Source organism: Leuconostoc gasicomitatum LMG 18811 (genome assembly GCF_000196855.1).
GTDB lineage: Bacteria > Bacillota > Bacilli > Lactobacillales > Lactobacillaceae > Leuconostoc > Leuconostoc gasicomitatum.
Map to the genome: position 1 here is coordinate 133,947 of NC_014319.1, position 19,653 is coordinate 153,599.

At 37.2% G+C, this 19,653-nt stretch carries 19 protein-coding genes; 13 read left to right on the forward strand and 6 right to left on the reverse strand.

All coding sequences use genetic code 11. From position 1 onward, the window contains the following. The first annotated feature begins 94 nt into the window (after positions 1-94). Together LEGAS_RS00730 and LEGAS_RS00735 are read left to right on the forward strand one after the other, a co-directional pair. The gene (locus LEGAS_RS00730; RefSeq protein ID WP_010391133.1) at positions 95-1,951 is read left to right on the forward strand and encodes an FAD/NAD(P)-binding protein; all 1,857 of its coding nucleotides are present in this window, start codon (positions 95-97) and stop codon (positions 1,949-1,951) included. 89 nt (positions 1,952-2,040) lie between these two features. Further along, entirely contained in the window at positions 2,041-2,844 is an 804-nt protein-coding gene (locus tag LEGAS_RS00735) for an HAD hydrolase family protein (RefSeq protein ID WP_010391131.1), read from the forward strand. 60 nt (positions 2,845-2,904) lie between these two features. Here the strand turns inward: LEGAS_RS00735 and LEGAS_RS00740 are convergent, their stop codons facing one another. Further along, positions 2,905-3,795, reverse strand: coding sequence for an alpha/beta hydrolase (locus tag LEGAS_RS00740; RefSeq protein WP_013231135.1), 891 nt, complete (start codon positions 3,793-3,795; stop codon positions 2,905-2,907). Positions 3,796-4,050: 255 nt separating this feature from the next. Between LEGAS_RS00740 and licT the strand changes: the two genes are divergently transcribed. The 3 genes from licT (at position 4,051) to LEGAS_RS00755 (ending at position 8,349) form a co-directional block, all read left to right on the forward strand. Next, positions 4,051-4,908: a BglG family transcription antiterminator LicT gene (gene licT / locus LEGAS_RS00745; protein ID WP_013231136.1), complete on the forward strand. Its 858-nt coding sequence runs from the start codon at positions 4,051-4,053 to the stop codon at positions 4,906-4,908. A gap of 107 nt (positions 4,909-5,015) precedes the next feature. Next, positions 5,016-6,902 (forward strand): beta-glucoside-specific PTS transporter subunit IIABC, encoded by a 1,887-nt coding sequence (locus LEGAS_RS00750; RefSeq protein WP_010391123.1) that lies wholly within the window; start codon positions 5,016-5,018, stop codon positions 6,900-6,902. Next, positions 6,895-8,349 carry a glycoside hydrolase family 1 protein gene (locus tag LEGAS_RS00755; RefSeq protein WP_010391122.1) on the forward strand — a complete coding sequence of 485 codons (1,455 nt, stop codon included), beginning with the start codon at positions 6,895-6,897 and terminating at the stop codon, positions 8,347-8,349. Before LEGAS_RS00750 ends, LEGAS_RS00755 begins: the two co-directional genes overlap by 8 nt. Positions 8,350-8,699: 350 nt before the next feature. Here LEGAS_RS00755 and LEGAS_RS00760 read toward each other — a convergent pair whose 3' ends face one another. Then, complete coding sequence (locus tag LEGAS_RS00760; protein ID WP_010391120.1) at positions 8,700-9,239, reverse strand: YagU family protein; 540 nt, start codon at positions 9,237-9,239, stop codon at positions 8,700-8,702. A 438-nt stretch (positions 9,240-9,677) separates the two neighbouring features. Here LEGAS_RS00760 and LEGAS_RS00765 point away from each other — a divergent pair, with 438 nt between their 5' ends. The 3 genes from LEGAS_RS00765 to epsC are packed head-to-tail and all read left to right on the forward strand — an operon-like array spanning position 9,678 to position 12,276. Beyond that, positions 9,678-10,592 carry a PLP-dependent cysteine synthase family protein gene (locus LEGAS_RS00765; RefSeq protein ID WP_010391118.1) on the forward strand — a complete coding sequence of 305 codons (915 nt, stop codon included), beginning with the start codon at positions 9,678-9,680 and terminating at the stop codon, positions 10,590-10,592. Between the two features lie 10 nt (positions 10,593-10,602). Continuing rightward, positions 10,603-11,745: a trans-sulfuration enzyme family protein gene (locus LEGAS_RS00770; protein WP_010391116.1), complete on the forward strand. Its 1,143-nt coding sequence runs from the start codon at positions 10,603-10,605 to the stop codon at positions 11,743-11,745. A 12-nt stretch (positions 11,746-11,757) separates the two neighbouring features. After that, positions 11,758-12,276 (forward strand): serine O-acetyltransferase EpsC, encoded by a 519-nt coding sequence (gene epsC, locus LEGAS_RS00775; RefSeq protein WP_010391114.1) that lies wholly within the window; start codon positions 11,758-11,760, stop codon positions 12,274-12,276. Between the two features lie 298 nt (positions 12,277-12,574). Here epsC and LEGAS_RS00780 read toward each other — a convergent pair whose 3' ends face one another. Beyond that, positions 12,575-13,135 (reverse strand): ECF transporter S component, encoded by a 561-nt coding sequence (locus tag LEGAS_RS00780; RefSeq protein WP_013231137.1) that lies wholly within the window; start codon positions 13,133-13,135, stop codon positions 12,575-12,577. Positions 13,136-13,419: 284 nt separating this feature from the next. Here LEGAS_RS00780 and LEGAS_RS00785 point away from each other — a divergent pair, with 284 nt between their 5' ends. The 5 genes from LEGAS_RS00785 (at position 13,420) to LEGAS_RS00805 (ending at position 17,303) form a co-directional block, all read left to right on the forward strand. After that, the gene (locus LEGAS_RS00785; RefSeq protein ID WP_010384027.1) at positions 13,420-13,821 is read left to right on the forward strand and encodes a GntR family transcriptional regulator; all 402 of its coding nucleotides are present in this window, start codon (positions 13,420-13,422) and stop codon (positions 13,819-13,821) included. Continuing rightward, complete coding sequence (locus LEGAS_RS00790; RefSeq protein ID WP_010384026.1) at positions 13,805-14,710, forward strand: ATP-binding cassette domain-containing protein; 906 nt, start codon at positions 13,805-13,807, stop codon at positions 14,708-14,710. The genes LEGAS_RS00785 and LEGAS_RS00790 overlap by 17 nt, the downstream gene beginning before the upstream one ends. After that, positions 14,680-15,561 (forward strand): permease, encoded by an 882-nt coding sequence (locus LEGAS_RS00795; protein WP_224131372.1) that lies wholly within the window; start codon positions 14,680-14,682, stop codon positions 15,559-15,561. The genes LEGAS_RS00790 and LEGAS_RS00795 overlap by 31 nt, the downstream gene beginning before the upstream one ends. 65 nt (positions 15,562-15,626) lie before the next feature. Continuing rightward, positions 15,627-16,532, forward strand: coding sequence for an ABC transporter ATP-binding protein (locus LEGAS_RS00800; protein WP_010384021.1), 906 nt, complete (start codon positions 15,627-15,629; stop codon positions 16,530-16,532). A gap of 3 nt (positions 16,533-16,535) precedes the next feature. Continuing rightward, positions 16,536-17,303 (forward strand): ABC transporter permease, encoded by a 768-nt coding sequence (locus LEGAS_RS00805; RefSeq protein ID WP_010384019.1) that lies wholly within the window; start codon positions 16,536-16,538, stop codon positions 17,301-17,303. 49 nt (positions 17,304-17,352) lie between these two features. Here LEGAS_RS00805 and LEGAS_RS00810 read toward each other — a convergent pair whose 3' ends face one another. From LEGAS_RS00810 to LEGAS_RS00820, 3 genes are all read right to left on the reverse strand, one after another. Then, positions 17,353-18,213, reverse strand: a complete 861-nt coding sequence (locus LEGAS_RS00810; protein WP_010384018.1) for an aldo/keto reductase — start codon at positions 18,211-18,213, stop codon at positions 17,353-17,355. Between the two features lie 113 nt (positions 18,214-18,326). Beyond that, positions 18,327-19,208, reverse strand: a complete 882-nt coding sequence (locus LEGAS_RS00815) for a metal ABC transporter solute-binding protein (RefSeq protein WP_013231138.1) — start codon at positions 19,206-19,208, stop codon at positions 18,327-18,329. After that, the gene (locus LEGAS_RS00820) at positions 19,205-19,645 is read right to left on the reverse strand and encodes a MarR family winged helix-turn-helix transcriptional regulator (RefSeq protein ID WP_010384013.1); all 441 of its coding nucleotides are present in this window, start codon (positions 19,643-19,645) and stop codon (positions 19,205-19,207) included. The genes LEGAS_RS00815 and LEGAS_RS00820 overlap by 4 nt, the downstream gene beginning before the upstream one ends. Positions 19,646-19,653 lie beyond the last annotated feature (8 nt).

Sequence of the window (19,653 nt, forward strand, 5' to 3'; positions counted from 1 at the left end):
GTTTTTGAAAATGTCGTTGAAAACCCTTATAATGAATACTAGTTTAAAGATAGAATAGAGGCGTTTTTTGGTGCGCGCTTTGGAGAAAAAATATATGCAAGTTGCAATTATTGGTGCTGGTCCGCGGGGACTTGCTGTTGCTGAACGTCTAATTAATTTAGCGGACGACGATACACAAATTGACGTTCAAATCTATGATCCATACGCTATCGGTGGCCGGGTGTGGGATCCAGCCATCTCGCAAAACGAACAATTTCTAATGAATACAGTCATTGATCAAATTACATTATTCAATGATGAGTCGATTGAAAATGGTGGCACACCTTATCCTGGACCAACGATGATCCAATGGTTAAAGCAAGAGGCGTCAGCGTTTTTAGCCAGTCATTCCGAGTTTACTGAACATTATTCAATTGAAGCATCACGATTAACCAAACCGGATGATTTTTCATCGCGTGGGATGATGGGTGTTTATGCAGCGTGGTTTTTTGAGTGGTTGACACGTCGTGTACGGCCAAATCAAACACTTAATTTCACTAAGCAAAGTGTGATTAATGTCGTTAAAATTGGCACAATGTTTCAATTAGAATTAGCTGATGGAGCTCAAATATTAGCTGATCATGTTGTCATGGCGCTTGGTCATTCTGATGATCATCTGACTGAAGAAGAAACGGCGTTTAAAGCATTTGCGGCACAACACCATTTGAAGTATGTTACACCTACTCATCCATCTGAAGCTGATTTGTCTGATTTTCATGAAAATGATACTGTAATTATGCGCGGTTTGGGATTGAGCTTTTTTGATTACGTTGCAGCATTATCTCTTGGAAAAGGCGGTAAGTTCACGCGAGATGGTACAGGAGAATTAGTTTATGAACCGTCAGGTCATGAACCACATGTGATAGCTGGTTCACGTGGTGGCTTTCCATTACATGCGCGAGGCGTGAACGAAAAACTATCAGGTGAACTTTATCAACCAGTATTCTTCACATTGTCGGCCTTAAACGCCTTGCGGTATGCAGGGAATGGGCACATTTCCTATAACAGTTTTGAAAACTTGATTGTCAAAGAATTAACATATAAATACTGGCTAAATCGGCTTGACTCAAAGGATACTCAGTTAACACACAAGCAAATTGAAGATTTTAAAAAAGCTTTATTAACAGGGAAGCATTTAAACGAGACAGCGAAACAATTTGGTTTGACGCATGTACCAGAATTTGATATTGAATTGATACGCAATCCGGCGCGTGATTTGCCTGAGAAGGTGGATTATGCAGCATGGTTCTTAGACTATTTATTAGCAGACATTAAGGATGCCAGATTAGGTAACAAGAACGCACCATATGCAGGTACATTTGATATTATGCGAGATATTCGTGATTTGGTACGTGATGTGATTGCACAGAATTATTTTTCAGCAGACGATTATGAAAAATTTATGACACGTTTTAAGCCGTTAGATATACTTGTGTCAGTTGGGCCGCCTTTAGAACGAGTAGAACAATTAAAAGCGCTCATTAAGGCCGGTATTTTTGAAGTGACTGCTGCAAATATTAAGGTGACAACAGTAGCCGGTAAATTTGAGGCACATGATATTCGGGGACAAAGGTTTCAGGGAAATGCACTGATTGAAGCGCGGTTAGGGTCAACAGATATGGCCATATCTAGAAACCCACTCGTTACGAATTTAAAGAATAGTGGCATGTTTGTGCAACCTTTGCGCACACGAGATGATGGATCAACTTACAAATTAGGGGCAATTAATGTCGATCCGAAAACTTTTGAAGTAATTGACGCATCCGGCGTGATTATTCCTCATTTATATGTCTACGGCATACCATTAGAGGGTTTGAAGTGGTTTGGAACAGTTATTCCAAGACCTGGAGTTAACACAGTTATTCTACGTGAAGGGGCTTGGATAGCAAAGCGCATTTTAGAACAAACATAGTTGTTAGTTCTCATGGTAAACTATAATGAGATTCAAGTTTACTGTATTAATTCAGAATAACAAATAAATGAAGGCATACTGAAAAATTAATGGCAAACATTCAGCTTATTGCAACGGACTTAGATGGCACGTTTTTATCAGATGATAAATCCTTTGATAAAGCGCTATTTCGTGTTGTGTTAGATAAACTTAAAAATAAAAATATCCAGTTGGCTATTGCAACGGGTGTTCATCAAGAACGAATTAATGTATTGTTAGCAGATTTTTTAGATGAAGGCATGGCCTATGTGACTAATAATGGCGCACGGGTTACTAATGCTGATGGGCAATTGATTTATGAACGCACAATGGCTTTGCCAATATTACTGCGTGTACAACAACTATTAATTGATTTTCCTGTTAAACCCAGTCGTGGATTAGTTTATTCAACAGATGACACAGCATATATACCGAGTGAGTATGCTCATATAACGTTACAAACACACCGTCGATATTTTAAAAAAGTGATCATATTTGATGATGTATCAGAAATTAAAGCGCCAATTTTAAAAGTCACGATGAACTGGCAAAATTTTGATGAAACACAATTTTATGATGTTGCGCGGCAAGCTCTTGGTGATTCTGTTCACATTACAGAAACTGGTACAGGGGCAATTGACATTGTAGCAGCAGGTGTTAATAAAGCAATTGGATTAAAAATGTTAGCTGATAATTTAGGAATTAGCATGGCTAATATTGCGGCTTTTGGTGATGGTGAAAATGATTTAGAAATGTTAATGGCTGTGGGTCAGCCATTTATTATGCCAGATGCTAGTATTACTGGGCCATTTAATCCTGTCAGTGCTGATAATAATCATGCGGGTGTTTTAAAAACAATATTAGATATGATCTAAAATTAAAAAATCGTAGAACGCAATGACTCATAAGTTTTGGGCAAGGTATCCTACGATTTTTTAATTTTGATTGATAAATGTTAATTTTTGAATGTGTATCGCATCGTTATTATAATCTTTTGGTCCATGAACACCATAAGGCAACCACTGTGTTTTAATATGATTGCCAACAATGGTTCGATAAGTTGCCGCCAGTTGTACACTTTGAAGATAAGGAACTACGGGATCTTTTTTTCCGGCAATAAGCATCAATGGTGGCATATTTTTTGTAAAATAAGTTGCTGGGTTAGACTGTGTGACTAAATTAGGAACGCATCTTGGTGCATGATCATGTAACATAATCCCTTCAAACGATTGTGCGGTACCTGTTTCAGAAAATTGCGGTTTGATACCTAGTGCTTCAAACTGGGTCTGGAATTGATCAACTTGATATGGACCATACATAGCGATGACACGATTTACTTTGGGAAATTTGTGGTTGATCGTTGCTTTGGAGGGCCTACCTAATGTATATTGTGCGGAAAAAGTTGCTGCTGCTAAGACTGCTAATTGCGCGCCACTGGATTCCCCGATGAGTGTGACATGAGACATATCGAGCTGGTATTTTGCTGAATTTATTGATAAATACTCTAAAGCTGATCGAATATCACTGACTTGATTTGGGAATTGGCTCTTGAATTGTGTGTTAAGGCAATAGTCAACACTTATAACAGCAAAACCATTTGCTAAAAAGCGTAGGCTTGAATTTAACTTAAAGGAGGATTTTTTACCGCGCAACAAACCACCACCGTATATATCTAAAATAATTGGGAAAGGCCCTTTCCCTGCTGGTAAGTATATATCTAGGCGTAATTGTGGTTGAGAAGTGTAGGCAACATCAAGAAATAGTTTATTTGCAAACGCTGGTATTGTGGCAGGCACAAAAGTGTCTACCTTATCCTTGAATAACATGATTAGTGCCTCCAAATAGCATATTGTTAAATCCATTATACAAAAAATGATGATAAATATAAATGTAAATTAATAATTATCATGATGTAGTTGAAACCGCTTACATTTTGTTGTATACTAAACTCATAAAGGATTGTTACCGTGCGAACGGGCAAAACCTGACAATAATTTGTTACAAGCTTTTGCGGCTTTGTACAATTTTTGTCGGGTTTTTGTTTTATAACGGTATCTAAAAATCGGGAGGTTCAGGAGGCGATGCATGTAAAAAAAACATTTAATAATAACGTTCTGCTGGCAGACAATAACGGTCATGAAGTTGTTTTAATTGGCAAAGGGATAGGTTTTCAGAAAAAAGTTGGGCAGGTTATAGATGAATCAGCGGTTGACAAAATGTATACGCCGACAGAGGATCGTTGGTTAACTTTATTCGATGAATTGATTAACGATATTTCGCCGAAATATTTTGAAATTGCATCTCAAATTATAAAAGTGGCTGAAAAAAAACTGAATACAAAATTTAATGCTTACTTATTAATTGCCATTACGGATCATATTCATTTTGCTGTTCAGAGAACCAGGGATAAAATCGTTATCCGTAATGAACTATTATGGGAAATTCAGCATTTTTATCCAACAGAATATGCAGTTGGTCAAGAGGCACTGCAGATGATTGATAAATTGTTTGGTGTACAATTAGCAGATGATGAAGCGGGATTTATTGCACTAAAATTTGTCGAAAATCGTACATCTTCGCAGTATCATACAGATAAAGGTGCGCAAATGACAAAATTGCTAAGTGACATTATCACGATTGTACAGTATCAGTTGCAAACGCACCTTGATGAAAATTCAATGAGTTATCAGCGATTTCTTGTACATTTACGATTCTTTGTTGAGCGTATTACGGGTAGTAAAAAAGTGAACATGTCAGAAGAGACGGATGATGTCTTATATGCACATGTGTTTAAAAAATATCCGCAAGCATTTAATTGTACGCAAAAAATAACCCAGTTTGTCAAAAGTACGCTAAATAAAAATATTTCTTTGAACGAACAAGTTTATGTCACTATTCATATTCAAAGAATTATAAATGAAATGAGTCAACAAAGTTGACGGGATTGTAACTATTTAATTAGGCAAAACCCAAGTTTATGATAACAAGCGCTTTTTAGCGTCTGCTATCATGAACTTGGGTTTTCTTATTCAGAGAAGGAGATAAGATGGATTATAAAGCATTGGCTGAAAATATCTTAAATGATGTTGGTGGCAAAGATAATATTGACACAGCCTGGCACTGTGCAACACGTTTACGGTTTAAGTTGAAGAACGAAAAATTAGCTGACACACAAAAAATTGAAAATTTAGATGGTGTCGTCACGGTTGTGAAGTCTGCAGGTCAATATCAAGTCGTCATTGGTAATGCTGTTGCCAAAGTATTCGATCCTTTGGCAGAAATGGCTGATTTAGAAAACACGGATAGTCAGAATGATGATAAAAAAATTGAAACGAAAGATAATCTGTTAAATCGTTTCATTAGCTTTATATCTAGCGTTTTTACACCTTTCTTGGGTGCCATGGCTGGAGCTGGTATTTTGAAAGGCCTTTTGGCATTATTTGTCGCACTAGGTTGGTTAACAACAAAAAGTGGTGCTTATCAAATTTGGTATGCGGCGGGCGACGGTTTCTTCTATTTCCTACCAATATTATTAGCCTTTACGGCAGCTAAAAAATTAAAAGTCAATCAATTCGTTGCAGTAGCATTGGCTACCACATTGGTTTATCCGACTTTGGTTGCCATTACTGCTAGCTCACAAACAATGAATTTCTTTAACATACCAGTAGTGCCTACAACGTACACATCAAGTGTTGTGCCAATATTATTGGCAGTGTGGGTTATGTCTGTTATTGAACCAATACTAGATAAAATATTTCCTGAGTCTATTCGAAATATTTTCACACCATTATTCTTATTGATCATAATGGCACCATTGACACTCATTGTTGTCGGACCGCTTGGCGCAAGTATTGGTGCAATTCTATCCTCTGGTGTATCAGCCATTTATAATTTTGCACCCGCCCTTGCTGGTGCATTACTAGGCGCATTCTGGCAAGTGTTTGTTATATTTGGTGTTCACTGGACGTTTGTACCAGTTATGATGAATAATATCAGTCGCTTAGGATACGATCCACTTTTGCCAATTTTAAGTGTCGCAGTTATTTCGCAAGCTGGCGCAGCATTAGGTGTATTTTTGAAGTCAAAAGATACGAAAATGAAATCATTAGCCGGATCTTCGGTCGCAACGGCCTTGTTAGGAATTACGGAACCCACCATTTACGGTGTGACTTTGAAACTCAAACGACCATTTATTCTTGCTTCAATTGCCGGTGCTATTGGTGGCGCTATCGCTGGTGGTGGTCAAGCACATGCCAGTTCATTTACTTTACCTAGCCTTTTGGCTTTGCCAACGTATTTGGGTAAAGGTTTCATAAGCGTTATTATTGGGTTAGTAGTTGCCTTTGTTCTTGGGACAGTACTGACATATCTTTTTGGCTTTAGCAAGTTGGAAAATAACAATACAACTACTGCTGAGCCAGTTCAAAAAGATGGCGTACAACAACTCATTACACCAGTAACTGGTACAATTATTCCATTGAAAAATGTTAAGGATGAGGTGTTTGCCTCTGAAGCTATGGGACAAGGTGTTGCCATTGTGCCCAATGACAACACGATTAAGTCACCAGTTGCAGGGACAGTGAGTGCAGTATATCCAACTGGGCATGCAATTGGGATTATTTCACAACTTGGTGCTGAGGTGTTGATCCATATTGGTATCGACACAGTTGAATTAAACGGTCAGTTTTTCAAAACATTGGTTCAACAAAATCAAAAAGTTTCAGTTGGTGATTCACTCGTAGAATTTGATCGTGAAGCAATTAGTGAGGCAGGATTTGATACAACGGTGATGTTAATTATTACGAACACGCCCAATTATAATGTCGTTGTAACCGAAAACACACTAGCAACGGCAGATGAACAGATTTTAACACTGACAAGTCGGCAGGAAGAAAATGTACCAGTATATAAAGGAGAAGTACAACATGTATAAAAAAACATATCCAAAGACGTTTCCCAAAGGATTTTTGTGGGGCGGTGCCACGGCAGCAAATCAAGTTGAAGGGGCTTGGAACATTGACGGTAAAGGGATGAGTACAGCTGAAGTTGTCCAAAAAGCTGATGATCGGCGACAAATGTCTATGAGCGATGTCACACAAGAAACCTTACAAGTTGCTTTGGCTGACACGACAGTTGAACGCTATCCTAAACGCCGAGGCATTGATTTTTATCACCATTATAAAGAAGATATTGCACTTTTTGCTGAAATGGGATTTAAGGTTTATCGATTTTCCATTGCTTGGGCAAGAATTTTTCCAAAGGGTGAAGATCAAGTGCCTAACGAAGCAGGGTTAGTATTTTATGATCATGTTTTGGCAGAATTAGCAAAATATGATATCAAACCATTAGTAACCCTGTCTCATTATGAAATGCCAATTGCACTGACGCAAAAATATAATGGTTGGGCTGGTCGTGAAACGATTACTGCATTCAATCGCTTCACGGAAACGGTGTTTAATCGCTACAAAAAGCAAGTGCCATATTGGCTAACTTTTAATGAAATTAACACGGGTACATGGGGATTTCATGAAACTGGTGCCATTGATAAAGGACTTTCTAAAAAGGAACAATTACAAATTCGTTATCAAGCGCTACATCATCAGTTTGTAGCCAGTGCAATTGCGACCAAACAATTGCATGAAATTGATTCAACAGCTAAGATAGGATCGATGTTAGCCCGTATGCAGACGTATCCGGCAACACCCAACCCGAAAGATGTTCGTGCGGCACAATTGGTAGATGAAAAGAATTTATTCTTTACCGATGTGCAAGCACGTGGCGAGTATCCTGAATATATGAACCGATTCTTTTATGAAAATGATATTGTTATTCAAATGGCAGAAAATGATCAAGCTATTTTACTTGCAAATCCAGTTGATTTTATCAGTTTTAGTTATTATATGACCAACGTGACTGCGCACGATCAAGTTGGAGATGGCGCCGGAAACATGGCTGTTGGCGGGCGTAATCCTTATTTAAAGGAATCGGATTGGGGATGGCAAATTGATCCTGTTGGTTTACGTATTAGTTTGAATACGATGTGGGATCGTTACCGTAAGCCACTATTTATTGTCGAAAATGGTTTAGGTGCTCTTGACAAGTTAGAAAATGGTCAAGTACACGATCAATATCGCATTGATTATTTACGGCAGCATATTGAACAAATGAAGGAATCAATTAAAGATGGTGTTGATCTTCTAGGATATACAATGTGGGGACCAATTGATTTGATTAGTTTTTCAACATCAGAAATGTCTAAGCGTTATGGGTTTATCTATGTGGATCAAGATGATAATGGTGAAGGCACTCTCAAAAGGATTAAAAAAGATTCATTTGAGTGGTATAAGCAAGTCATTAAAACAAATGGGGAACAATTATAAGTGATATCGCTTGGTGATGTAAGCGTTTGCAATGATAAAAGAAATAGGATACAATATAGGTGTAGATTAGGCGAAACGCTAAAAATATTTAAGCTTGTTTAAGCCATCTTCACTGGCGAGTGAATTAAGTTTTGCTCAATCCAAAATAGTTTACTCTTAATAGTATTAGAAAATGTTGTGTGCGGCCGAGAGCGTGTACAATATTTGATAACACTTAAAACAGTGTGTTGCAGGATTATTCCGGTAGCCATTGATACAGAGTAGGCTATTTTTTATGATGAGGAATAATAGTGAATTAATAGCAATTTTATCGTACAAAAAAAATCCCTGCAAAGGATTCTTTTTTTGTACTATACATTTGTTAAATGACCATTTTTATCTTTAGCAATCAAATAATAGACAGTAGCAGCAATTGCCCAAGCCCATACAATATGTCCAAAGAATTCTGAGAAATGTTCTGAAAAAGGTTGATTCCAAGGTGCAGGCACTGTACCAAACGCGGGCATCAAGATAACATGCCAAACAATCCAAAGGACAATACCATAAGCAGCACCTTGCCACAAACTAATTTTTGACCAATATTGTGAAATAAATACATATAATATTGAGAATGCAATGGCAAATGAAAAATGAAGAATCAATGTAAACCAGAATACTTTTTGATCCTGTGAATAGTATACAAACGAATGCACAAGCTTATCTGAAAAGCCAAGCTGTTCTGCCATATGTTGTGGTGGATTAGTCATATTACGAGCAATGGTACGAGGAGGTAACAGTGCCTCCCAACCAATCTTAACCATACCTGAAATCATACCAGCTATGAAGCCAAACCAAATACTCTTGACAATAATTTCTTTCAAACCAGCTTGTGGTTTTTGTAATGTAAACATAATCTCTCCCTTTCAAACTAAACAATAATACGTAATATGTTTTTTATTACAAATAGTAAGTTTAAACGTTTGTATGTGAATTGTCAAACAAATTTTTATTTTTTATAATAAATTAATACTATTTGCTAAGTTATGAAGTAATCACAATGTCGTATAAATTGTTTATAGTTGACATGTTGAAAAATATAACGTATATTAAAGCTAATTAATCAGCAGGAGTTTGTTATGGCACCCAAATATACGACATTTCATCTTAATTGCTGCAGTACAACACGTTTTCGATGTTGTACTGCTTGTTAAGCATGAACTTTTTGGGTGAGTTATGACCAAAATGGACAAATTGCTATCAAGGTAGTCCAATGATAGAAGGCGTGGAAATTCAGTCGAATTTTCACGCCTTTTTGTCTACATTTTTCAGAAAGATAAAAGGAAAATAGTATGTTAATTAAGAATATATCCGAATTAATTGGTCAAACGCCATTAATTGATTTACAACTCGATATTCCAAATCATAGCCGCATTTTCGCAAAGTTAGAGATGTTTAATCCAGGTGGCAGTATCAAGGATCGTTTAGGTCAATTTTTGATTAGCGATGGCATTGCACGTCAAGTCATTAACCAAGATACTGTGATTATTGAACCAACAGCGGGGAATACAGGAATTGGTTTGGCTTTGGCTGCACAACAACATCATTTGCGTACAATTTTGGTCGTCCCTGAAAAATTTAGCTACGAAAAGCAACAGTTGATGCAGGCATTGGGAGCTGAAATTGTGAATACACCTTCGAGTGCAGGTATTAAAGGTGCAATTGAAAAGGCCAAAACCTTAGCCACAGATATTGATAATAGTTATATACCAATGCAATTTGCCAATCCGGCTAACCCAAAAACATATTATCAAACATTAGCACCAGAATTAATTGTCGATTTAAATGGTGAAAAGATTACAGCATTTGTTGCCGGTGCTGGCAGTGGTGGCGCCTTTTCCGGTGTTGCGCAATACCTCAATGAATATGATAGCACCATACAAAATGTTGTTGTTGAACCAGAAGGATCGATTTTAAACGGTGGCCCTGCCCATGCACATCGCACAGAAGGTATTGGTGTTGAATTCATTCCGCCATTTTTCAAAAATGTCCGTATTGATCAGACACTAACAGTTAGTGATGCAGATGCTTTCCAACAAGTCCGTGATGTCGCGGCACATTTGGGATTATTTATTGGTAGTTCAAGTGGGGCTGCTTTAGCTGCTAGCTTGAAATTGGCTGAAACATTACCAGCTCAGAGTACGATTGTTACTATTTTTTCAGATAGTAGTGAACGCTATATGAGTGATAAAATTTATGAAAAATGAGGGAGATAAAATGAAATTTAATACACAATTGATCCATGGCGGGATTAGCTTTGATCAAACAACTGGTGACGTATCCGTGCCGATTCACATGGCATCTACGTTTAAACAAAATAAAATTGGTGAATCAAAATATGAGTATTCACGTTCGGGAAATCCCACACGAGAGGCAGTAGAGAAATTAATTGCTGATCTTGAAAGTGGTGTGGCCGGCTTTGCTTTTGCATCTGGGTCAGCAGCGATAAGCACAATTTTTACTCTGTTTTCCTCAGGTGATCATATTATTGTCGGTAACGACGTATATGGTGGTACATTTCGGTTGATTGATAGTGTACTTAAGCGACAAGGATTAACATTTACAATCATTGATACACGCGATTTGAACGCTGTAGAAAATGCCATTCAAAATAATACCAAAGCAATTTATTTTGAAACACCAACAAATCCGCTATTACGCATTACTGATGTACAAGCAATTTCTAATATTGCCCAAAAACATCAATTATTAAGCATTGTTGACAACACTTTTGCCTCACCATACATTCAAAAGCCAATCGTTTTGGGTGCTGATATTGTGGTGCACAGTGCTTCAAAATATTTGGGTGGACATAGTGATCTGATTGCAGGATTAGTGATTACTAAGGCCGTAGCATTGGGCGAAAAAATAGGCTATTTACAAAATGCTATTGGAGCCATTTTAGCACCACAAGAGAGTTGGTTATTACAACGAGGTATCAAGACATTAGCACTACGTATGCAACGACATCAGAGTAATGCACAAACTATTTTTGAATATCTTGATGCGCATCCGCAAGTGGCTCGTGTTTATTTTCCAGGTGATCCTAATAATTCTGATTACGCATTGGCTAAAAAGCAAATGAATGGTTTCGGTGCGATGATTTCGTTTGAGTTACAGGCTGGTTTAAATCCTGAGGTGTTTGTTGAAAATCTAGAAATTATCACGTTAGCAGAGAGTTTAGGTGCACTTGAAAGTTTGATCGAAGTACCAGCAAAAATGACACACGGTGCAATTCCAAGGAATATTCGTTTGGCTAACGGCATTCAAGATGAATTGATTCGCTTGTCAGTCGGTGTCGAAGACATTAATGATTTGATTGCTGATCTTGAACAAAGTTTTGATCAGTTAAAAGGTTAAATTGGCGGATATATGTTTGCAACTGCTAAGGCTATTCTTAAACAAGATCCGGCTGCTCATAGTTTAATGATGGTCATTTTAACTTATCCTGGATTGCATGCATTAGGGTACCATCGCTTGTCACATTGGCTTCATGTGCACAAGCACTATTTATTAGGCGCTATCATAGCGCGTTTTGCAGCTAAACGAACTGGTGTGGTAATTGCCCCTGGTGCACAAATTGGGCAACGTGTTTTCATTGATCATGGTATTGGTGTTGTTATTGGCGAAACCGCGATTATTGAAGATGACGTGACCATTTTACATGGTGTGACTGTTGGCGCACGCAACATCACTAATGGCCGGCGACACCCACATATTGAACATCACAGTTTTATCGGGGCACATGCACAAATATTGGGTCCAATAACGATTGCAAGCTATAGTAAAGTTGGTGCCAATGCAGTAGTCTTAAATGATGTGCCTGACCATGCGACAGTTGTGGGGAATCCCGCGCGAATTGTAAATTTTAAACTGAAAGCAAGTATATAATGATATTAGTTTAAAACAATTTGGCCTCATGTGTTTGCATGATATATTTTTATTTAACTTGTATTTAATATTGCCCCAGTATGATAGTTATATTGATAAGATTACTTAACTTATTAATATAACGAAACCGCGATGGATAATACAAATTTTTCATTTCATTCTCTCCCAATCTCTCTTCTCATTCTTAAAAATATTTTCTCCCCTCCGTGTTATCTAGTTAATATGGGGTTTCGTGTTGTCAATAATTAAAAACATGCTTACCAATGATATTGGTAAGCATGTTTTTAATTATTGACATTTAGTTTAATGCAGAGAATAGTTGATTGCGTAATCTTCCATTTAAAATTGGATAAATAATTAAAACAACTATCATCGTTGTCACACAATTAACGATTGTAGGTACAAGTGCCGACAAAGTTGCAACGATTGCCGGTTGCAGCGTCAAACCTCGGATTAAGCTCATTATAAAATTATGCAATGTCGTTGTGACAAATTTGGCTATAATAGCTGCCAGTATAATCAGTATTAACTTAAATGATTGTGGTTTGGCGCGATAGTTTAGTAGCTGAATAACAAGCGTTGCCAAGCCACCAACGACAAATACTTCAAAAAAGTAATATGGTGCGTCTAAGACATAATTATGAGTAACATCAAAAAGTGCCAAACCCATACCACCGGCAATTGCACCGCGTTTATAACCTAATAAAAGAACAGAAATTAGTGCAGCTGCGTTACCAAGATGCACAAATGGTTTCCCAATCAGAGCAGGCATAGGAACTTGTATACTTGTTGCTATGAAAGTGATAGCAGTAAAAAAAGCAACAAAAACAATGGTATTAATAGTTTGTTGGTTTCGCATATTTTTTCCAATCTTAGCAGGTGCAGTCAATTTGTGATCTTAATGACCATATCTTACCATATATTATAGCGAACATAACTATGCTTGTGATGATTCAAAAAATAATTAAATTAACTCATTAGAAATAGTCACCTTGACAAGATTAAGTGTACCGCGTAACATAGTACACGTGATACACGCAGTATAATCAACAAGTGTGTCTTGGGGAATAATGAAACACAGTTAATAATATAGGTTGGCTGACGAACCGAACTTATGTTAAAAAATAAAAAGGAAGTACATAAATGGCACAAATTCAGCGGAATCAGCCATTATATGAACAACTCATGTGGCGTATCAAAGCGCAAGTTGCTTCAGGCGTGCTGATAATTGGGGAAAAATTACCTTCGGTAAGAGAGATGGCTTTAATTGAGGGATTAAATCCAAATACTGTCGCTAAAGCCTATCGTGCTTTGGAAAATCAAAATGTTATCGAGACGGTAACTGGGAGAGGGACATTTATCCGTGCAAATGATGAATTTACCGCAGATGAACAAATGATCGCAAGCCTGCAAGAACAACTTGGGGAAGTTGTCATTGAAGCAAAACGCGCATCAATTTCGGTTCAAGAATTACACCAATGGCTTGATAGCTGTTATAGCGGTAAACTAGATTCACCAAGGAGGATGCATGACATTAGTCATTGAGAATATTTCTAAAAAAATTCAGGATAAGCAAGTATTAGAAAACGTTTGTTTTGAATTACATCAAGGCGAAATAGTTGGATTAGTAGGGCGAAATGGTGCTGGTAAAACGACACTATTTGGTACAATTGCTGGTGAGCTACTACCTGATTTTGGGCATATTGGGTTGGATGATCTAGATTATAATAAAACGACACGCTTGCATGACCAACTGTGTTATGTTGATATGCCTGAAAATTGGTTGCACTATTACTCGCCTAAAAAAATCAAAACTATCTTTAAATTAGCATACGAAAACTTCGATGAATCTTGGTATGATGCTGAAATTAAACGATTTGGTTTGAACAACAGTAAGCGTATTCGAACATACTCAAAGGGCATGCGTGCTTTGTTTGCTATTATTGTCAGTTTTGCTAGTCGTGCACAATATGTACTGCTTGACGAACCGCTTGATGGATTAGATGTTTTAATTCGTGATCAAGTGAAACAATTAATTGTCAACCAAGTAACACAACATAATACGACCATTTTAATTGCTTCGCATAATTTAATCGAGTTAGATACGTTAGTTGACCGTATTTTATTGTTGAAAAATCAAACGATTGATCGTACCTTTGCTATTGAAGACAATAAAAACATTAAAAAATATCAACTGGCCTTTACTGGGGAAGAATTGCCACGATTCTTACGTGAGAGTGGTACAATTATTGCGCAAACTGGTCACATTGTGACAATTGTGTTTAATGATTTTTCAGAAGAACTAGGTATTAAATTAGCTGGGCCAGAATTTAAGTTTGTGGAAGAATTACAGATTAGTAGTGAGGACGTGTTCCGGGCAAGTTTTGCCGAAGAAGCCTTTTCGTGGCAACAAGAATTAGAGGTAGACGCGTGAGACAAGCACTTAAGTTATATACGACGATTAGAAAAAACCAATTTATAATGGCAGCAGTCATTGGCATGATTTTAATTATCTTATCAGTGGGGTCGTTTATGTTGATTCCAGGCATGCCTAATCAAGATATTGTAGATGCTTTGGGCCCAGAATTGATAGTTATCTGGTTAATCATTGCTATAATCGTATTTTTAAATGATCAATCACGTCGATTGGATACTTGGCTATACACACAAAATATCTCACGTGGCCAATTATTTGTAACACGTGTGATCCTATTAGTTGTGTTACCAATTATGGTGGCAAATGTAGTTGATATAGGTTTAACTGCTGCCTTACAACCACATACCTTATTAGATGCTTTAAATGTCGACATCACAGTATCTGCTAACATTTTTTTTATGTCTAGTTTATTTGTGATTATTGCTACAATTATTGGTCCGAACTGGCTGAAAGCGGCGGGGACAATTTTCACACTGGGGTTGCTCGCTCTTGCTGGACCTACGATTAAATTGTTTTTCAAGAGCATAAGTAGTAGCATGACTTCTCATTTTGAAGGAGTCATTCAACCAATCATTACGATGGTAGTTGCATTGTTTATATTTGCTGTAGGTCATTATCTAGCGCAAAATATTAGTGATGATACAGTTGACGAGGCAGTACGAGTTCATTATCTTAAATGGCCAATTGTTATTTTTGTGTTTATTGCAACGCTAATGAAAACAATGTCTAGCCCTGGTCGAAGTAGCTTCGACGGTTTCCTATTAGGGCTTGTCTTACCTATTATTTTGGCAATTGTGACATTTATATTTGTATTTAAACCAACCTTTAAAGTGACGTGGGATAAATAATTTGTTTAACAAGTCACAACGCTATGATGCGGTGTGACGAATAGAAACTATATGGGGGAATAAAAATGGCTTTATTAGAAGTAAAAAATATTGATAAAAATTTTGGTAAAAAGAAGGCAATGACAAATGTCAGTTTCAATGTTGAGGCAGGACATATTGTTGGACTTATCGGTCCAAATGGTGCTGGTAAATCAACAACCATGCGTGCTATTACTGGTTTGATGAGTTATTCAAGTGGTACAATTTTGTTTGATGACAAGCCGATTACTTTCAGTGATCATCAAGCACTTGATAAAGTTGGCAATTTGATTGAATATCCTGCTATTTATCCTAATATGACTGCATTAGAACACTTAAATTTGTATGCAATGGATACACAAGATTCAGCTGATTTTAAAGATTTGATGCATAAAACACAAATTGATGGTGATAATTTTGGCAAAAGAAAAGCTAAAAATTTTTCACTAGGGATGAAGCAGCGTCTGGGAATTGCTATTGCTTTAATTCGTAATCCGAAGTTAGTTATCTTGGATGAACCAATGAACGGGTTAGATCCACAATCGGTCCATGATTTACGTGAATTAATTCGTGATTTAGCAGATCAAGGGGTTGCATTCTTGATTTCAAGTCATTTATTAGATGAATTACAAAAATTAGTTGATGATGTGGTTATTATTAACCATGGCAAAATCATTGAAACAGCGACCATGACAGAATTTTTCAGTCATGATAAGGTGCGTTGGGTAATGGATACGTCTGATAACGATGCAACAGTTCAATTAGCACAAGACAATAAATGGACAGTAACAGTTGACGAGGGTCATGTGCAAATTTCAGGGGCGGATAATTTGCAAAATGTTATTACGGCAATGAATCACGCTGACATACAAATTCAAACGTTGAATACAGTAACTGGTAATCTGGAAAAATCATTACTTGATATGTTAGCCAATGATGATAAGGGGGAATAATAGATGTTAACTTTAATGAAGCAAGAGTATTATAAAACTTTCAAGCAAAATCGTTTGTACATTTGGCTAGGGTTAAGTGTAATTTTCCCACTAGCGATTATGGGTATTTTTAAATCTCAGCGCGGTGCTGGATCGATAACTGATCTAGGACATGCAACATTTTATGTTTATCTAGTCGGTATTATTATTACGGCACTAAGCGTATCACAAGAATTTAGTTTTGGAACAATTCGGCCTTTGTTATCACGTCGGTTTAGTCGTGGCATGATATTTACGAGCAAGTTGCTCCTGAATCTTAGCATTTATATAACACTGTTTATTGGTGCATTCATTGGCACGATGATTGGACAATTGATTTTTGCACCTAAGTTTGATTTCTCAGAGCGCGTCAGTTACGCAGGGAATGGTTGGCAGACAATGGGAATCACAGTTATAGACACATTGTTCCAAATGATTTTCGTAGCTGCGCTTGTATTATTAATTACAAATCTAGTTAAAAGTTCTGGTGCGGCCATTGGTTTAGGTGTTGTTATGATTGTTGGTACACCAATTTTAAGTAGTATTTCAATGCTGTTAATTAATATGGCTCCGATATTAAAGTGGAATCCGTTTAACATATTTATTGGTATGGCTGCGTACGGACAAGCAAGTCCTAGTATGATTAAAAGTATGGTGCATATGTCACAAGGTACAGTGGTGATTGCTTATCTTGTTTACATCTTGGCTATGTATGTGATTGCTTATTTAATTTTCAAGAAACGTTCAGTTTAACTGTATTAAAAAAGCGATTGTTTCACGTGAAACAATCGCTTTTTTGTGCTCAGAATGATACTTGATCAGCATTGGTATGCAATTCACCAACAGCTTGTAACTTATCTAGAGATGCAATATCGTCGCCTGTTAATACGAAATCGAACACATCTGCGTTAGCTTTAATATATGATTCATGAGTTGATTTAGGCAAGGGCAAAAATCCTTTATCTAATGACCATCGAATTAAAATTTGAGGGATAGATTTGTTGTATTTTTCCGCTAAAGAACTGACCTGTGGCAGGTCGATTAGCTTTCCAGTACCTAATGGTGAGTAAGCCTCATTTAGAATGTTGTGTGCATTATTGTAAGCAACAAGTTCTACTTGTTGATCAGAAGGATTAAGGAAGTTTTGATTAACCATAGGGGCTATGGTTTGTGTCTTAGTTAATGCCTCTAGATGATGAATTTGGAAATTAGAAACACCAATGGCTTTAGTTTTACCAGCTGTATAGGCATCTTCGAAAGCATGCCAGGTTTCAGCATTGGCAGACTGCCAAGCGTTTTCACCCTTAATTTGCACACCTGCGGGATTAGGCCAATGAATTAAATATAAGTCCAAGTAATCAAGGCCTAATTTATCGAGTGATACGTCCAGTGCGTTTGTTACTGTTTCATAGGTTCGTGCATCATTCCAAAGTTTAGATGTCACAAACAAGGATTCTCGTGGTATACCTGAATCTTTGATCGCCCGGCCAACTGATGCTTCATTGCCATAAATTGCGGCTGTATCAATGTGTCGATAGCCAGCATCGAGCGCCCATTTGACTGATTGGTAAGCAATATCACCATCGGCGGATTGCCAAGTACCAAAACCAAGGACGGGTATTTTAGTACCGTTTGCTAGTGTGTAAGTGTCCGTAAGAGACATGAATATTACCTCCATCATAAATTACTAATCGATTGTCTTTTTAGGTATCAGAAAAGTCTGATACTTTTCAAGAGTAGTATAGCATATTTAAAATGATTAATGGTGTGGTAAGATTATTGTGTTATTTTTTGAATTTGTTTCAACTCTGCAACTTTCCAGCTGACATAATGTTCATTACGTGGAATGGTTTCAGTAACATTAATAACAGGTACGTTATTGTCCTTTGCAAGATTAACAATAGTTGAAACAGTTGAACTTGTCGTTTGCTTATTATTTACTAAAAAGGCAATTTTGTGGTTTGTAATCGCTGCACGGAGGTTTGTTAGTGTCGCAGGTGAAGGATCGTTGCCTTCTTCAATGGCTTCAGAAAAGTCAGTGTCCATTACTTTGTATCCTAAAGCTGTTAACATATATTCAAAGACAGGTTCAGTTTGGGCGACAGATTGGTTATTAGCATGTTTTTTCAGTTGACTAACTAAATCTGTCACGGGTTTCAAACTGGTGATATATTTTTGAGCATTAGCTTGATACTCTTTTTTATGTGAGGGATCTTGCTTTGATAATTTATCAGCTAAATATTGTGCTGTTTTTATCATTGTTTCTGGATTGTTCCAAAGATGGGGATTAACACCTGACTTTTCTTTTAAAACATTTTCACCAATGCGGATTAGCTGTGTATGTTTAGACGTTTGGGCCAACTTGTCAAGCCAGGAATCGTATCCCAAACCGTTAGCAAGCGCGATGTCAGCACCACTCACTTTTTTAGCTACTGCTGTGGTTGGTTCGTAATCTTCAGGTGATACATTAGGATTGTTAATAATTGCCGTGGCAGTGCCATGATTACCAACAACTGTTTGGGCAAGTTCAGCATAGAAATCAGTTGATGCAACAATATTAATTTTGGCTGTATTTTGTTTTGGTGAATTGCCTTTAAATGCGGCAAAACCTACGATGACAATGATGATAACTGCCATAATGGCGATTATTTTTTTCATGAGTGATTATCCTTTAAATGATTAATGTGTTTAAGAAATGTCATAATTGTTGCTTGTTGTTCGGATGTGAAATCTGAAACGGTCGCACTAATATCGTGATGCAAGTTCTGATGTAATTGCTCATGCTGCAAAGCAAGTTTAACACCTTCAGGGGTTAAAGAATAATGGATACTACGTTTATCGGTGGCATCTTTGCTTGATGTTACGTAGCCATGCGTGGTCAAATTCTTAATGGCCTTGGTAATTGCTGGTTTTGTGAGCTTCATTGTGTCAGCAAGCACGGTATTGGTGGCGCTTTGTGATTGTAATAGCATCAGTAAATGTGCTTGTGTGGCATTAATTTGCTGTGTTGTAGCTGTGCGAATAACCTCAGAATTTGCCGCGTACGTTTGGACAAATGTGTTGAGTTCTTGAATAATATTGTCGGATTCTGACATGGGTAACC

Excerpts from the sequence above, each read along its gene's own strand:
- LEGAS_RS00750 (WP_010391123.1), top strand. The coding sequence starts at position 5,016 with ATGGATTATAAAGCATTGGCTGAAAATATCTTAAATGATGTTGGTGGC.
- epsC (WP_010391114.1), top strand. The coding sequence starts at position 11,758 with ATGTTTGCAACTGCTAAGGCTATTCTTAAACAAGATCCGGCTGCTCAT.
- LEGAS_RS00820 (WP_010384013.1), bottom strand. The coding sequence starts at position 19,645 with ATGTCAGAATCCGACAATATTATTCAAGAACTCAACACATTTGTCCAA.
- LEGAS_RS00765 (WP_010391118.1), top strand. The coding sequence starts at position 9,678 with ATGTTAATTAAGAATATATCCGAATTAATTGGTCAAACGCCATTAATT.
- LEGAS_RS00805 (WP_010384019.1), top strand. The coding sequence starts at position 16,536 with ATGTTAACTTTAATGAAGCAAGAGTATTATAAAACTTTCAAGCAAAAT.
- LEGAS_RS00810 (WP_010384018.1), bottom strand. The coding sequence starts at position 18,213 with ATGTCTCTTACGGACACTTACACACTAGCAAACGGTACTAAAATACCC.
- LEGAS_RS00730 (WP_010391133.1), top strand. The coding sequence starts at position 95 with ATGCAAGTTGCAATTATTGGTGCTGGTCCGCGGGGACTTGCTGTTGCT.
- LEGAS_RS00755 (WP_010391122.1), top strand. The coding sequence starts at position 6,895 with ATGTATAAAAAAACATATCCAAAGACGTTTCCCAAAGGATTTTTGTGG.
- LEGAS_RS00760 (WP_010391120.1), bottom strand. The coding sequence starts at position 9,239 with ATGTTTACATTACAAAAACCACAAGCTGGTTTGAAAGAAATTATTGTC.
- LEGAS_RS00785 (WP_010384027.1), top strand. The coding sequence starts at position 13,420 with ATGGCACAAATTCAGCGGAATCAGCCATTATATGAACAACTCATGTGG.
- LEGAS_RS00770 (WP_010391116.1), top strand. The coding sequence starts at position 10,603 with ATGAAATTTAATACACAATTGATCCATGGCGGGATTAGCTTTGATCAA.
- LEGAS_RS00790 (WP_010384026.1), top strand. The coding sequence starts at position 13,805 with ATGACATTAGTCATTGAGAATATTTCTAAAAAAATTCAGGATAAGCAA.
- LEGAS_RS00735 (WP_010391131.1), top strand. The coding sequence starts at position 2,041 with ATGGCAAACATTCAGCTTATTGCAACGGACTTAGATGGCACGTTTTTA.
- LEGAS_RS00800 (WP_010384021.1), top strand. The coding sequence starts at position 15,627 with ATGGCTTTATTAGAAGTAAAAAATATTGATAAAAATTTTGGTAAAAAG.
- LEGAS_RS00740 (WP_013231135.1), bottom strand. The coding sequence starts at position 3,795 with ATGTTATTCAAGGATAAGGTAGACACTTTTGTGCCTGCCACAATACCA.
- LEGAS_RS00815 (WP_013231138.1), bottom strand. The coding sequence starts at position 19,208 with ATGAAAAAAATAATCGCCATTATGGCAGTTATCATCATTGTCATCGTA.
- LEGAS_RS00780 (WP_013231137.1), bottom strand. The coding sequence starts at position 13,135 with ATGCGAAACCAACAAACTATTAATACCATTGTTTTTGTTGCTTTTTTT.
- licT (WP_013231136.1), top strand. The coding sequence starts at position 4,051 with ATGCATGTAAAAAAAACATTTAATAATAACGTTCTGCTGGCAGACAAT.